The organism is Eikenella sp. NML120348, from assembly GCF_001648435.1.
GTDB classification, from domain to species: Bacteria; Pseudomonadota; Gammaproteobacteria; order Burkholderiales; family Neisseriaceae; genus Eikenella; species Eikenella exigua.
The window spans coordinates 21985-36887 of sequence record NZ_LXSP01000006.1; the positions used below are offsets into that span (position 1 = coordinate 21985).

At 50.8% G+C, this 14903-nt stretch carries 16 protein-coding genes; 12 read left to right on the forward strand and 4 right to left on the reverse strand.

The window, feature by feature from the left end; genetic code table 11:
• Positions 1–2: 2 nt before the first annotated feature.
• On the forward strand, positions 3–1856 hold the full coding sequence (gene nrdD / locus A7P99_RS08405) for an anaerobic ribonucleoside-triphosphate reductase (protein ID WP_255361304.1): 1854 nt from the start codon (positions 3–5) through the stop codon (positions 1854–1856).
• Between the two features lie 344 nt (positions 1857–2200).
• Here nrdD and A7P99_RS08410 read toward each other — a convergent pair whose 3' ends face one another.
• Positions 2201–2686, reverse strand: coding sequence for an Lrp/AsnC family transcriptional regulator (locus tag A7P99_RS08410; protein ID WP_067441972.1), 486 nt, complete (start codon positions 2684–2686; stop codon positions 2201–2203).
• 540 nt (positions 2687–3226) lie between these two features.
• Between A7P99_RS08410 and A7P99_RS08415 the strand changes: the two genes are divergently transcribed.
• The 9 genes from A7P99_RS08415 to murJ all read left to right on the forward strand — a co-directional run bounded on the left by A7P99_RS08415 (position 3227) and on the right by murJ (position 12115).
• A complete protein-coding gene (locus tag A7P99_RS08415) occupies positions 3227–4504 on the forward strand; it encodes an HAAAP family serine/threonine permease (protein WP_067528483.1) in 1278 nt (425 codons plus the stop codon).
• 148 nt (positions 4505–4652) lie between these two features.
• A complete protein-coding gene (locus A7P99_RS08420; RefSeq protein WP_067524598.1) occupies positions 4653–6020 on the forward strand; it encodes an L-serine ammonia-lyase in 1368 nt (455 codons plus the stop codon).
• Positions 6021–6352: 332 nt separating this feature from the next.
• Positions 6353–7453 carry a glycine cleavage system aminomethyltransferase GcvT gene (gene gcvT, locus A7P99_RS08425; protein WP_067449286.1) on the forward strand — a complete coding sequence of 367 codons (1101 nt, stop codon included), beginning with the start codon at positions 6353–6355 and terminating at the stop codon, positions 7451–7453.
• A gap of 157 nt (positions 7454–7610) precedes the next feature.
• Positions 7611–8438 (forward strand): hypothetical protein, encoded by an 828-nt coding sequence (locus A7P99_RS08430; RefSeq protein WP_067528490.1) that lies wholly within the window; start codon positions 7611–7613, stop codon positions 8436–8438.
• A 56-nt stretch (positions 8439–8494) separates the two neighbouring features.
• Positions 8495–8686, forward strand: coding sequence for a YqaE/Pmp3 family membrane protein (locus tag A7P99_RS08435; protein ID WP_067449290.1), 192 nt, complete (start codon positions 8495–8497; stop codon positions 8684–8686).
• A 190-nt stretch (positions 8687–8876) separates the two neighbouring features.
• On the forward strand, positions 8877–9263 hold the full coding sequence (gene gcvH, locus A7P99_RS08440; protein ID WP_067449292.1) for a glycine cleavage system protein GcvH: 387 nt from the start codon (positions 8877–8879) through the stop codon (positions 9261–9263).
• Between the two features lie 95 nt (positions 9264–9358).
• Positions 9359–9979 carry a GDSL-type esterase/lipase family protein gene (locus A7P99_RS08445; protein ID WP_067449294.1) on the forward strand — a complete coding sequence of 207 codons (621 nt, stop codon included), beginning with the start codon at positions 9359–9361 and terminating at the stop codon, positions 9977–9979.
• Between the two features lie 239 nt (positions 9980–10218).
• The gene (locus tag A7P99_RS08450) at positions 10219–10422 is read left to right on the forward strand and encodes a hypothetical protein (RefSeq protein WP_067687217.1); all 204 of its coding nucleotides are present in this window, start codon (positions 10219–10221) and stop codon (positions 10420–10422) included.
• Between the two features lie 154 nt (positions 10423–10576).
• Positions 10577–12115 carry a murein biosynthesis integral membrane protein MurJ gene (murJ, locus tag A7P99_RS08455; RefSeq protein ID WP_067528491.1) on the forward strand — a complete coding sequence of 513 codons (1539 nt, stop codon included), beginning with the start codon at positions 10577–10579 and terminating at the stop codon, positions 12113–12115.
• A gap of 146 nt (positions 12116–12261) precedes the next feature.
• Here the strand turns inward: murJ and A7P99_RS08460 are convergent, their stop codons facing one another.
• Positions 12262–12483, reverse strand: coding sequence for a hypothetical protein (locus A7P99_RS08460; RefSeq protein WP_067528493.1), 222 nt, complete (start codon positions 12481–12483; stop codon positions 12262–12264).
• Between the two features lie 125 nt (positions 12484–12608).
• Here A7P99_RS08460 and luxS point away from each other — a divergent pair, with 125 nt between their 5' ends.
• Positions 12609–13118, forward strand: a complete 510-nt coding sequence (gene luxS, locus A7P99_RS08465) for an S-ribosylhomocysteine lyase (protein ID WP_067528494.1) — start codon at positions 12609–12611, stop codon at positions 13116–13118.
• A 189-nt stretch (positions 13119–13307) separates the two neighbouring features.
• Positions 13308–13523: an RNA-binding S4 domain-containing protein gene (locus A7P99_RS08470; protein ID WP_067528496.1), complete on the forward strand. Its 216-nt coding sequence runs from the start codon at positions 13308–13310 to the stop codon at positions 13521–13523.
• A gap of 101 nt (positions 13524–13624) precedes the next feature.
• On the opposite strand, the gene A7P99_RS08475 is transcribed toward A7P99_RS08470, so the two are convergent.
• Positions 13625–14125, reverse strand: coding sequence for a hypothetical protein (locus tag A7P99_RS08475; RefSeq protein WP_153705649.1), 501 nt, complete (start codon positions 14123–14125; stop codon positions 13625–13627).
• 153 nt (positions 14126–14278) lie between these two features.
• Complete coding sequence (locus A7P99_RS08480; RefSeq protein WP_067687220.1) at positions 14279–14653, reverse strand: hypothetical protein; 375 nt, start codon at positions 14651–14653, stop codon at positions 14279–14281.
• Between the last annotated feature and the right edge of the window lie 250 nt (positions 14654–14903).

Sequence of the window (14903 nt, forward strand, 5' to 3'; positions counted from 1 at the left end):
GAATATTCGCCCCTTTCGCCCCCACTAACACTGTCAATGAGGAGAGTAAACCCATGATCCGGCTAGATTCCGAACGGCTAAACGGCAAACTGCAGTTCATGCACGACTACATCAGCGCGCAAAACGCGGCGGACGGCTCGAAAATGGACGCCAACGCCAACGTAACGCAGAAGAACATCGCCACGATGGAAGCCGAGCTGATGAAAGACTTTTTCGTGCAGATTAACCGCGCCCAGGTGTCGCGCAAAATTGCCGAAATTTTCGACCAATCCGTGGCAAACGAATATCTGCGCCAAATAGAAGCACACGAAATCTATGTGCACGACGAAACCAGCCTGAAGCCCTATTGCGTGTCGGCTACGCTGTATCCCTTCCTGCTGGATGGTTTAAGCAAACTCGGTGGCGAATCCAAAGCGCCGCAACATCTGGCATCGTTTTGCGGTTCATTTATCAACCTCGTGTTTGCCATCAGTGCGCAGTTTGCCGGCGCGGTAGCGACAGTGGAATTTTTGACCTATTTCGACCACTTTGCCCGCAAAGACTACGGCGACAATTATTTGGAAACCCACGGCAAAGAAATCGCCAACCACATGCAGCAGGTGGTGTACAGCATCAACCAGCCCGCCGCAGCGCGTGGTTATCAGAGCGTGTTCTGGAATATTTCCGTTTACGACCAATACTATTTCGACGCGATGTTCGGCGATTTCGTCTTCCCCGATTTCAGCAAACCGGTGTGGGCGAGCGTGGCGAAGCTGCAAAACTTCTTCCTCAAATGGTTCAATCAGGAGCGCAGCAAAGCCGTTTTGACCTTCCCCGTCGTAACCGCTGCGATGCTGACCGACGGCGGCAAATGCAAAGACACCGTGTTCGCCGACGAAATGGCAAAAGAATTGGCGGAAGGCAATTCCTTCTTCGTCTATCTTTCCGACAATCCCGACTCCTTGGCTTCCTGCTGCCGCCTGCGCAACGCCATCGAAGACCGCACCTTCAGCTACACACTCGGCGCGGGCGGCGTGGCGACCGGTTCCATCAACGTCATCACCATCAATATGAACCGGCTGGAACAAGACGGGCGCGACCTTGCCGCCGAAGTGGCCAAAATCCACAAATACCAATACGCCTACCGCAAACTGATGGAAGAATACCAAGCCGCCGGAATGTTGCCCGTTTACGATGCAGGCTTCATCACGCTGGACAAACAGTTCCTTACCATCGGCATCAACGGCATGGCGGAGGCCGCCGAATCGCAAGGCATCAAAGTCGGCTACAACGACGACTACATCAACTTCGTCCAAAGCCGTCTGAAAACCATATTCGAAGCCAACCAAGCAGCCAGCAAGCACTACGGCGTGAAGTTCAACACCGAGTTTGTCCCCGCCGAAAACCTTGGCGTGAAAAACGCCAAATGGGACAAGGCTGACGGCTACAAAGTCAACCGCGAATGCTACAACTCCTATTTCTACGTTGTTGAAGACGAAGAAATCAACGCGCTCGATAAATTCCTGCTGCACGGCAAAGAACTGGTGGACTGGCTCGACGGCGGCTCTGCGCTGCACCTGAACCTGGACGAAGCCCTGCCCGCATCCGGCTACCGCTCGTTGCTGGACATTGCTGCGCAAACTGGCTGCAACTACTTCTGCGTGAATGTGCGCATCACCATCTGCAACAAATGCGGCCACATCGACAAACGCACCCTGCACGCCTGTTCCACCTGTGGTTCGCATGATATCGACTACGGTACCCGCGTCATCGGCTACCTGAAACGCGTTTCCGCCTTCTCAAGCGGGCGGCGCAAAGAACACACGCTCAGGCACTACCACCGCGAACAGCAGCAGAAATGGCGGCAAGTGGCCTAGAGGATGCTGTGATTACGCCGATAGCGATTTAATCCGCTAGACAGCATTTTCAGGTAGCTTCTCCTCCACCTCCGGGCTATCTGAAAATTTTAAGCACACCGCTTTTGCGGTGTGCCTTTTTATGGGTAGGAAAAATGGAATAGTGGCGTAGGATAGTGCTGCCCTGCTGCCGCGTGAGGCTATATGAAACTATCTGCAATTAAGATTAACTTTTCAGGTAGCTACAATAAAGGAGCCTCCCTGAAATCCAAACTGCCCGCACAAAAAAATCAGGCAGCCCATATACTAAAGGCTACCTGAAATCTTACTCTCTACTAAGCACTCAATATCTGGTAACAACTATCCTAATCCATTTGCAAATGGTCCAATGGCAGCACGGTGGAATTTTTCACTTCCTGCAGTACAAAGCTGGAACGTGCATCCACCACGCCCGGATGCGCCAGTAGGGTGTCTAGGATGAATTGGGAGAAGCTTGCCATGTCGGCGAAAAAAGCGTGCAGCATATAGTCGGTTTCGCCAGTGAGTGCGAAACAGCGCAGCACCTGCGGCCAATTGCTCACAGAATCGGCAAAGCCATCGCGCAGATGGTTGCTTTTATCCACCGATACGCGGATAAACACCTGCAGGCCGAGAGCCACGGTGGAAGGATGAACCAAGGCAGCATAACCCTGGATAATGCCTGTGGACTCCAATTGCTTGAGTCGGCGCAGGCAGGGGGAAGGGGAAAGAGCAACACGTTCGGACAGTTCAACGTTGCTCAGTCGGCCGTTGTGTTGCAAGGCCTGAATTATTTTCAGGTCGATTTTGTCAAGCGAAACAGATATGGTCATGATTTCGGTATCCAATCATACTACTGAGGCAGAGACTGTATGTGTGCCAGTCCAAGCTGTCAACTAGGAAAGCAACCACTCCGACTTGTAGCTGGTTTACTGGCTATACACAGCAAATATCTGGTCGATTATTATATTGTAAATATGTTGGAATAATCCGCTATAATTTCCAATTATAGAGAAATATCTTACCTAGCTATTCAATATCTGAGCATTTTTAGTTGAATTCGATATGAAGCAATAGGCCCTAAGCTCTACAAATCACTAAAATACCTCACGCTCAGTAAACAAATCTTGCCTCAAAACCCGATTTCAGGTAATAATTTGATGAGTTTGCAGGAGAATTGTTAACAAAAATTAACAATGGCACCAAAGGCACAATTGCCTAGGTAAAATGCTGCAAGCCCATTTCAACAGTTATTTTTATTAATGACTTGGGAGGATCGGTCCTAAATAATGATAGACTTTTGATATTTTTGATAGTACAGATTCCTGAGTTCAGTAAAATTTTAAAAAAACATTTATTTGGAGGGTTTTAAGATGAAATTACAGCATTCAGGCCACCAGCAAACGGTCTCTTCGAAATTGAATAAATTTGACTTGGTTTGGATACTAAACCTATTCGGCACCGCCGTGGGCGCTGGTGTGCTGTTCCTTCCGATCAATGCAGGCATGAGCGGATTTTGGCCGCTTTTTGCCATGGCCATTATTGTCGGCCCGATGACTTATTTCGCCCATCGGGGGTTGGCGCGTTTTGTACTTTCTTCCGCCAAGCCCGGCAGCGATATTACCGAAGTAGTAGAAGAGCACTTCGGCAAAACTGCCGGCAAATTAATTACCCTGCTCTACTTCTTTGCCATTTTCCCCATTTTGCTGATTTACGGTAACGGCATCACCAATACCGTAGATTCCTTTCTTGTCAACCAGCTCGGCATGGCTTCTCCTCCGCGGGCCTTGTTGTCATTCATTTTGATTGCTTCGTTAATCGGTGTGCTGTTGTTGGGTGAGCGTATCGTTTTGAAAGTAACCGAATGGCTGGTATATCCGCTGGTATTTATTCTGTTTATCTTATCGGTATACCTGATTCCTGAATGGAATACTTCTTCGCTTACCAATATTCCGAGCGCGGGCGCGTTTTTAACCACTTTATGGATTACGATACCCGTGTTGGTTTTTTCCTTCAACCATTCGCCGGCCATTTCTTCTTTCGTTTTGTCCCAACAACGAGAATACCAAGATGCCGAATTAACAGACCAGCATGCCAGCAACACCCTGCGCAGCACTGCCACCGTGTTATTGGTTTTCGTGATGCTGTTCGTGTTCAGTTGCGTATTGACTTTAACGCCGTCTGAGCTGTCCCTGGCAAAAGAACAAAATATTTCGATTCTGTCGTTCCTCGCCAATAAATTCGACAATCCTTACATTTCCTATTTAGGTCCGTTTGTTGCATTTCTAGCTATTGCCAGCTCTTTCTTCGGCCACTATATGGGTGCGCGCGAGGGTTTGGAAGGCTTGTTTATCAAGCTTAAACGCGATGCCGGCTCGGATACTGCCATCAATCATAAAAAACTGAACCTCTACTCTGCTCTGTTCTTCCTGATTACTTTGTGGGTTGTTGCCATCATCAATCCGAGCATCTTGGGCTTGATTGAGTCGCTGGGCGGCCCCATTATTGCTATGATCCTGTTCATTATGCCAATGTACGCCGTCAGAAAAGTACCGGCAATGAAACGGTTCCAAGGCAAATTCAGCAATATCTTCGTGGTGGTAATGGGCTTGATTGCAATATCCAATATTATCTATAACCTAATTGCTTAAATAAGCTGTAACCGTATTCAGGCCATCTGAAAACCATCTGTTCAAATGTTTTATGGTCATGTGAAGCAAGAGGTTTCTCAGACGGCCTCTCAGACAAATACCATTCCGGCTTTATAAAGCCGTATCCTAAAGATAAGTGAGCAGTGCCATGATTAGTGTATTCGATATTTTTAAAGTTGGGGTCGGTCCTTCGAGCTCACACACTGTCGGTCCGATGAAAGCAGGCAAACAATTCATTGACGATTTGTGCGCTCAAGGCAAATTGAAGCAGATAGAGCATATCCGCATTGACGTATATGGTTCATTATCCATGACCGGTTTGGGTCATGGGACGGATACTGCCATCATTATGGGGTTGGCTGGTTATTTGCCGCATAACGTCGATATCGATTTGATTCCGATTTTTGTTGAAAACGTTAAAGCAAGCGGCAAACTGGCTGTGGCATTAAACGAACACGAAGTACGCTTCCAATACGCCGAAGACATGTTGTTCCATAACGATTTTTTGCCTCTGCATGAAAACGGCATGACCATCACAGCCTTTGATAAAGACGAAAAAGAAGGCTACCGCCAAACTTATTATTCCATCGGCGGCGGTTTTATTGTTGACGAAGCGCATTTCGGCGCTGAAGAAAAACAAACAATTGAAGTCCCCTTCCCTTATAAAAACGCCAAAGACATTATCAAGTACTGCAACGACAACGGTTTGTCCATTTCCAATCTGATGTATCAAAATGAAGTGGCATTGCATGGCGAAGAAGCAGTTGGAGAATACCTGCAATACATCTGGCAAACCATGTCCGACTGCATGAAGCATGGCTTGGCAACTGAAGGCGTGTTGCCAGGCCCACTAAAAGTCGTCCGTCGCGCCACAGGGCTTCACCGCTGGCTTTCTGCTAATAAAAGCCTCAGCAACGACCCGATGCAGATTATAGACTGGGTAAATATGTATGCTCTAGCGGTAAGCGAAGAAAATGCCGCCGGTGGCCGCGTGGTAACTGCCCCGACCAACGGTGCGTGCGGTGTCGTGCCTGCCGTTTTGATGTATTACGACAAATTTGTCGAACCGCTCACCCCCGAAATCATCGACCGCTATTTGCTCACCGCAGGCATTATTGGATCGCTCTATAAAATGAATGCCTCTATTTCGGGAGCGGAAGTAGGCTGCCAAGGCGAAGTCGGCGTAGCCTGTTCAATGGCAGCGGCAGGGTTGGCGGAAATTTTAGGCGGTACGCCCGAACGCGTTTGCAGCGCAGCAGAAATCGCCATGGAGCATAGTCTTGGTCTCACTTGTGACCCAGTAGGCGGCCAAGTGCAGGTTCCTTGCATCGAACGTAATGCCATCGGTTCAGTAAAAGCCATCAATGCTGCACGTATGGCTCTGCGCCGCGCCAGTACGCCATATGTCGACTTGGACAAAGTGATTGATGCCATGTATGAAACCGGTAAGGATATGGACGCCAAATACCGCGAAACATCACAAGGAGGCTTGGCAATCAAGATTGTCTGCAATTAACATTGCAACCTGCTTTCATTAAAGAAGCTATCCTAGATAACTGGGGGTTATTAAATGGGGTCTATACCCCACGGATGATTCCGCAACATCTTTAAGCAAGAGTTGATACAGGTCTTCTTTGCGATGATTAAAGAGGAATCATCCGTTGGGGGTAAACTTGCTTCCCAAGTCCCTTATGTGTCGGCCTGTCTGCTAGGCTGTCTGAAACAGCTTCATCCAGAGAGCAGCGCACAGTGCCCACTGAAGAATCGGCAAATTCGCTGAAAATCTCAGATACCCGAAACAGATTAGAGAAGCTACTTTTATTACCGCCCAATGGAGACTCTGAAATCATGCCTGCGATCAAAACTACCCCTTTCTACCAAGCCCATCAAGATGCGGGCGCCAAGCTGGTTGATTTTGCTGGCTGGGAGCTACCCATCCATTACGGCTCGCAAATCGCCGAGCACGAAGCTGTACGCACCGATGCTGGCATGTTCGACGTATCCCATATGCTCGTAACCGATGTATCCGGCGAGCAAGCCAAGGCTTTTTTCCGGAAACTGCTGGCCAACGATGTGGCCAAACTCGCCTTTGTTGGCAAAGCCCTCTACTCCGCCATGCTCAACGACCAAGGCGGAGTAATCGACGACCTCATCGTTTATCGCGGCAACGAAGCCGAAACGCAATACCGCATCATATCCAACGGCGCCACCCGCGAAAAAGACTCCGCCCAGTTCCAAAAAATCGGCGCCGAATTCAGCATTAAGCTTACACCCCGTTACGATTTGGCCATGCTCGCCGTACAAGGCCCCAAAGCCGTGGCTAAGCTGCTCACCGTGAAACCTGAATGGGCTGACACCGTAAACAGCCTCAAGCCCTTCCAAAGCGCCGATTTGGGCAATGATTGGTTCGTAGCCCGCACCGGCTACACCGGCGAAGACGGTGTGGAAGTGATTCTGCCCGGCAGCGAAGCCGAGCCTTTCTTTAAAGCATTACAACAGGCCGGCGTGAAGCCTTGCGGCCTCGGCGCGCGTGACACCCTGCGTATGGAAGCCGGCATGAACCTCTACGGCAACGATATGGACGACGATACCAGCCCGCTTGAAGCCGGCATGGCCTGGACGGTGGATTTGAAAGACGAAGCCCGCGATTTCGTCGGTAAAGCCCCACTGGTGGCCCTGAAAGAAAAAGGCGTGAGTGTGAAACAGGTCGGCCTGCTCTTGGCCAGGGGAGGCGTGCTGCGCGAGCACATGGAAGTGATCACCCCGCAGGGCAAAGGGGTAACCACCAGCGGTGTGTTCTCACCCAGCCTCAAGCAATCCATCGCCATCGCCCGCGTGCCCAAAACCTTTGAAGGAAATACTGCCAAAGTGGTGATTCGCGGCAAAGAAGTGGATGTACGCGTGCTGAAACTGCCTTTCGTGCGCAACGGCCAGAAACAGTTTGATTAAACGCGTTTAGGTTTTCAGGTAGCCTGTTGCATCAGTCGGGCACGCAGGCTACCTGAAAACAATGCTTGGACGTAGTTCAAAAGAAGTCTGCATAAGGTGTGGGCGAAGTTTCTACAAAGCTAAAAAACTATTTTGCCCTTTTATCAAAGAATTCAATATGTACAAACTCCAGCTGATTCCCCTTCTGTTGGCAGCTATCGGTTTAAGTGCCTGTTCGCCGCAAGATAACCATCCTACTCCGACAGTCGCCTCTATTCCTGCTGCTTCTGTTGCTGAAGCACCTACCCAAGTGCAAACCGTTTCCGCGCCCGTGGTGCTTGAGGGATCGTGGAGCGATGCCGTTCCCGTGTATTATCAAACTCCAGACCCTGGTTTAAAGCGCGCGCTGGCCATTCTCCATCAAGGTTTGAACGATCCAATGATGACCACGCCAGGAGCTAAGCCCGGTCCATTCAATAACCTATCTGTTTGGGCGGCACAAATCTTGGCAACACATCCGGATCAAACCATGGCTTGGTGCCAAGAATTGCGACAGCAGCATCCGAATAACCAACTTATTCTGATATTCCAACTCTCCGGTACGCCGGATAGCAGAAAGTGTCTTGGTCAGCTTGATCTGCCTCCTGAGTACCAAGAAGTATTGTCCGCCCCCACGCTGACCGCAGAAAGCTTCTTACGCTTGAATCTCGCGCCGGTAACTCTCGATATCCACTGGGCAAGCTTCTACGCTACTGGACAGCCTGAATACGTGTACCGCATCGTCGATTATGTGGCCGATAATGCTGAGCTACTTGATGAAAAGCCGGCCAACCCCACTCAGCAAGATGCTGAAAAAATCCTAACCTATGGTGCCGCCCGCTGGTCGCTCGGCTCGAACATGAAGCAATATCCGCAGATTAAAGCATTGGTAGAGAAATATACCGCCGGCTGGCCGTCCGAAAGGCAGCAGGCATTGCACAGGGCGTTAAACCCACCCAAGCAGTAGTGCAGGCTACCTGAAAATATTCGCTTTACCACACCACATAAGAAAGGAAACCCACTATGCGTCTCATCCTCGCCCTGCTTCTGCCCTGGTTGCAATTTTTCACCATCGGCAAACCCATTTCTGGCGTCATCTGTCTGCTGTTGCAACTCACGCTCATCGGTTGGATTCCCGCCGCCATCTGGTCGGTGTATGCCCTGAGCCAATATAAAACCGACCAGAAAATCCGCCGTGCCCTACAAGATAAATAAGGCTACCTGAAAGCACAGTTTCAACGAAGCTAAGCAAAAGCGTAAGCCCGTTCAACACACACCAAGAATTTGCTCAGTGCAAGATGCTGTTTTTCAGGTAGCCTTGCGTCAGCGCAAACCCAATACAGGCAAATCTGTATAATGTGAATGACCTTACATCAGCCCACCTTCATAACTCCGGAGAAAAACCATGAGCAACAACATTCCCGCCGAACTCAAATACGTTTCCAGCCACGAATGGCTGCGCGCCGAAGCCGACGGTAGCGTAACCGTGGGCGTAACCCACCACGCACAGGAGCTTTTGGGCGACATCGTATTCGTTGAATTGCCCGAAGTGGGCACATCGCTCGCCGCCGAAGACCAAGCCGGCGTAGTGGAATCAGTGAAAGCCGCTTCCGACGTGTACGCCCCTATTGCCGGCGAAGTCGTGGCCGTAAACGAAGCCTTGCCCGATGCGCCCGAAACCGTAAACAGCGACCCCTACGGCGAAGGCTGGTTCTTCCGCATCAAGCCTGTCAACCCTGCCGACTTAGACAGCCTGATGAACGCAGAGCAATACGCTGCCGAAATTGCCTAACTAGGTAAACAACAGCCTGAAAGTTGGCTTTCAGGCTGTTTTCCATTTCCGCCCGCAGCAGGTTTGCCAAAAGGCTACCTGAAACCCACACATCCATGAACAGACGACAATTCCTCATCAGCAGCGCCATCCTCGCCTTGGCCGCCTGCGGCAAGCGCCGCAACCGCACCCAGGCCCTTCCCAAAGACAGTGCCGTACTCGCTCTGGGAGATTCCCTCACTTACGGCTATGGTGCCGCCCCTGCCGCCGCTTACCCTATGCAGTTGGCTGAGCTTACCGGTTGGAAAATCATTAACGGCGGCGTATCCGGTGACACCACAGCCGATGCCCTCGCCCGCCTGCCCGGGCTCATGCAACGGCGGCCCAAACTCGTTATTATCAGCATCGGCGGCAACGATTTCCTGCGCAAACTGCCCGAAAGCACCACCCGCGCCAACATCGGCAGAATTATCCAAACCGTGCAGGTCGCAAACATCCCCGCCGTGCTGGTGGCCATCCCCCATTTCACCGTAGGCGCACTGTTCGGCAAACTCAGCGACCACCCGCTTTACCGTGAAATAGCCGAACAATACCGCCTTCCCCTGATGAGCGGCGCGTGGTCGGAAATCCTCGGTGACCGAGATTTGAAATCCGACCAAATTCACGCCAATGCCGCCGGCTACCGCCTGTTTGCCGAAAAGCTGTATGCCTTTTTAAAAGAACAGGGTTTTGCTTAAACTGCTGTTGAGGCTACCTAAAAAAGTTTCGTCCCAAACTAAGCCGTGCGTTTGCCACATTAAGAGAATTGCCGATGAATCAAGATAAAAACACCATCAGAGTTAGATGAAAGTTTACGCGTATGGTATCCCTCTACAGTCGCTATACTGTCATGCAGGTATTTTTGGGCTTTCCGCTGGTTCTGTTGCTGATGGTTGCCGGTTTCGCATTAACCTGGGGGCTGGAAATGGTCGGCTGAATGCTGTTTGCCGGCGAGCTGCTGTCGGCGTTAATCGACGGCGGTGTTTACTTTGCCGGCATTTCACTGTTTCTTCTTGTCTTCGCTATTCTGCCTAGTGATAACGGTGCAGGCGAGGCCTTGCCCATATTCGGACCGGTATTTGCCTTAGTCGGTGCCATCTCCTCCCTGATTTTATCGGCCGCATTGCCCAAGCCCGGCTAATCCTGCTGCCCATATTTTGAGGCTACCTGAAAACCGCAAAACAGTTTTAACTTCGTTAAAGCCGATGCTTTCAGGTAACCTTTTCTTCGCTCCCTCCCACAAAAGCAGCTGCTTGCGGTACACTTGCGCCCGTTTTATCTATAGGTAGGAAAGCATGAACCTTCTTAGCGCGTTGGCGAAAATCGGCAGCATGACCATGCTGTCGCGGGTGCTCGGTTTTGTGCGCGATGCGGTGCTGGCGAGGATTTTCGGTGCGGGCATTGCCATGGACGCATTCGTGGTGGCCTTCCGCCTGCCCAACTTGCTGCGCCGTATTTTTGCCGAAGGGGCGTTTTCGCAGGCTTTTGTGCCGATTTTGGCGGAATACCGGCAGAAGAAATCGCCGGCAGAAACGCAGGAATTTGTGCAGCATGTGGCGGGGATGCTGATGTTTGCGCTGCTCATCGTTACCGCCATCGGCGTGCTGGCGGCGCCGGCGGTGATTTGGGCCACGGCCAGCGGCTGGGGCGGCAAGCCGGAGAAGTTTGTGCTGGCTTCGCAGCTTTTGCGGATTATTTTCCCGTATATCCTGCTGATTTCACTATCGTCTTTAGTAGGCAGCATTCTCAACACTTATGGCAAGTTTTCCGTGCCTGCCTTCACACCGGTGTTGCTGAATGTGTCGCTCATCGGCTTTGCGCTGTTGGGGACGAAGCATTTCGAGCAGCCGGTGATGGCTTTGGGTTGGGGCGTGTTTTGCGGCGGGGTGCTGCAACTGGGTTTCCAGCTGCCTTGGCTGTTTAAGCTGGGCTTTTTGAAAATGCCGAAGCTGCGTTTCGGCGATCCGGCGGTAAACCGGGTGATTAAACAGATGGCACCGGCAATTTTGGGCACGTCGGTGGCGCAGGTGTCGTTGGTGATCAACACGAATATTGCGTCGTACTTGCAAAGCGGCAGCGTATCGTGGATGTATTTTGCCGACCGGCTGATGGAGCTGCCCACCGGTGTGTTGGGCGTGGCGCTGGGCACGATTCTGCTGCCGGGGCTGTCTAAACACGCTGCTACGGGCGATAAGCGGGAATTTTCCGCACTGTTGGATTGGGGCTTGCGTCTGTGCCTGCTACTTACGGCGCCGGCGGCGGTGGGCATGGCGGTGCTGGCCTTCCCGCTGGTGGCCACGCTGTTTATGTATAACAAAATCGGCGTGCACGACGCACAGATGACGCAACAGGCGCTGATTGCCTATGCGGTGGGCCTGCTGGGGCTGATTCTGATTAAGGTGCTGGCGCCGGGGTTTTATGCACAGAAAAACATCAAAACGCCGGTGAAGGTGGCGATTGTAACGCTGGTGTGCACGCAGCTGATGAACCTGATATTTGTGTGGAAGCTGCAGCATGCCGGACTGGCCTTATCCATCAGCCTGGGCGCGTGTATCAATGCGGCGTTCCTGTTTTTATTGTTGCGGATTAAAGAGATGTATCAGCCCAAGGCGGGCTGGCGCGCGTTTTTGCTGAAGTTGGCGATTGCGCTGGCCGTGATGGCCGGCGGACTTTGGGCAGTACAGCATTATGTGGCGCTGGAGTGGGTGCGCGTGGGCGGCTTGCGGCGCACGGGGCAGTTGTTTGCGCTAATCGGCTTCGGCATGGTGCTGTATTTTTCCACACTGGGGCTGCTGGGCTTTCGGCCGCGCCACTTTAAGCGGCGGGAAATGTAGTTCTGGAGATTTCAGGTAGCCTCTTATCAAAAGGCTACCTGAAAGCGAAGCTTCAACGCAGTTCAAACACCCAATCCAAACAAAACAAATCCACCGGCAAGCCATCGTGTTTGCCGGCAGATTTTATCGTTGCGAAAGGGACGTGCTTATTCGTCGTCTTCCTCTGCCAAGGCAGGATGCGCCGCTTCCTGATTGCGGCCGATCAGCCACAACACGCCACCTACTACAACGAAAGCAATTTTAATGCCCCAGGCCACGCCGTCGCCCCAGTTGTAAATCCAAGCCAATACTTTCGGCACACGGTTGAAGAAATCTAGAAAAATCGCCAGGATGCCCAAAATGGCCAAAGTGCTACCTATGTTTTGCATGATTGTCCCCTTGTTGTATGGTTAAGAAAGAGGCGAAATTCTACACAAAGCATACATTTTTTCAAGCCACAAGCGAAAATGGTATGATACCGCCTTCGCAATTCCAACACACAAAAGGAACCACCATGCCCCTGCTCGACAGCTTCACCGTAGACCACACCCGTATGCACGCCCCCGCCGTGCGCGTGGCCAAAAATATGCGCACCCCAAAAGGTGACGACATCACCGTGTTCGACCTGCGCTTCTGCGTGCCCAACCAAGAAATCCTGCCCGAAAAAGGCATCCACACGCTGGAACACCTGTTTGCCGGCTTCATGCGCGAGCATCTTAACGGCGCTAACGTAGAAATCATCGACATTTCCCCCATGGGCTGCCGCACCGGCTTCTACATGAGCCTCATCGGCACCCCAAGCGAAGAAGCCGTAGCTGCCGCCTGGCAAGCCGCCATGCAGGATATTTTAAACGTGCAAGACCAAAGCCAAATCCCCGAGCTGAACGAATACCAATGCGGCACCTACCGCATGCACTCCCTCGAAGAAGCCCAGCAGATCGCCCGCAACATCCTCTCCCGCCAAATCGGCATCAACAAAAACGCCGACCTCACCCTGAGCGAAGATATCCTAGGCAAACTGTAAACATCATGTGTGGAAAACGGCTACCTGAAAAATATTTTTCAGGTAGCCTTTAGCCCGCCCGATTTTAGTGGATTAACAATGAGAATGGAGCAAGGCGACAAGCCGCAAATAGTACAAGCAGTATGGCAAGGCGAGCCAACGTAGTAGTATTCCTATTTTAATTTATTATATTTGAAACGAAAGCCTGTTATGCAAACCTTCTCCCTCAACGGCCATCAGCACGTTCCCCTGTGCGACTTGCTCAAACTCACCGGCCTTGCCGACAGCGGCGGCCAAGCCAAAACCTGGATCGCCGAAGGCCGCGTGCGCCGCAACGGCGAAACCGAAACTCGCAAAACCGCCAAAATCCTCGCCGGCGAAATCATCGAGCTGGATAACGGCAGCGCGATTGAAGTCCAGGAATAGCGCAGCAATAAAGGCTACCTGAAATTTAGCTTCGTAGAAACTCCGCTGTGCTGCGTTTTAACTCCGTTGAAGCTGCGCTTTCAGGTAGCCTTTTTCTCAACCTAACTTTCCAATTCCTGCAAAATATAATCTCTCAAAGGCCGGTTATCCTTTAACACATCATCCATGATTGCCTTAAATGCCGGATTCATCGCCTTCGTTTGCGAATCCCGCCAATGGTAAACGGAAAGCATAAAGTACGTTAAAATATCCAGCCGTCCGTTTCCTCCCTGCTTATTTTGCGCCGCCGCATCCGCCAGATTCCGATACCTCGCTTGCAGATAGGCAGAACAGCTTGGGTATCTCTGATTCAACTGTTCTTCAGGCATAACGGGCAATAATTTTTGCCTGCCTGTTACCGAAGGCGGAGCCTCGTTTTTCAACAGCAACAAACTGCTTCTGGAAAATTGTTGCAAAGCCGCCTGTTGTTTGGCAACTGATTCCGCTCCATCTACATTGCTGCCGCAAATTGAGATTGGCATATGTTGATTGTGCAAAACAACTTCTGGATATGCTTGCTGCATTATCAGCACGCAAAGTATAGAAAAAACAAATCTCGACATATCCATCCTTTCATATTCACAGTAGAACTCTTAATAGGCTACCTGAAAAATTCAGGTAGCCTTTTTCTCACAGCAAAAACCAACTAAGGAAGCCGCTCATATCTTCTAACATGATCAATAACCGCATCAATATTAAATGCCAGATAATCAGGATTACTTGCATACCGCCGATTTTCTGCTAAAGCACGGCGCAATATATATATACCGCTCTGCCCTAGGCACGCAATCCTCTTTTGTCCTCAGCCGAACCCCCATCTCTCTCCACCTAGTCGCCCCCTTTCGGGTTGTGAAACTCGCATCTTCTTGGGCAATCTGCTCCAGCTGCTCAGAAAGCCATACCAGCACCGGTTTATCCGTGCCGGGATAAGTTTCCTGGGCACATAAAATGCCTATTTTAGGATCATCGAAAAATACACCACCCATGGCTCCTGGATTTCCATCTTCATCAAAAATAATCCACCATGCATTTGCTGTAGTTGAAACAGCTATCGAAAACATCAAACAGCCAATAAGAAATATGCGTTGCATCTTAAATCCTTGAAAGTATACTGTAACAACCTTCTTGCTTCTGCTCGAACCAAACAACCCATTGCACAAATAGAGGCTGGATGTGGAAATCAACAGCGTTGTTTACACTTTCGGATTTTGCTTGAAGACCTGATTGAGCAGCTATCCGGCGTTGTCAAGAATGTCGATAGACACGAGAAACCCGCCTTGTTCTTGATAATGACGGATAGCTGTTTAAGAATCATTCAAACAAAAACAAAAGCTGTCTGAC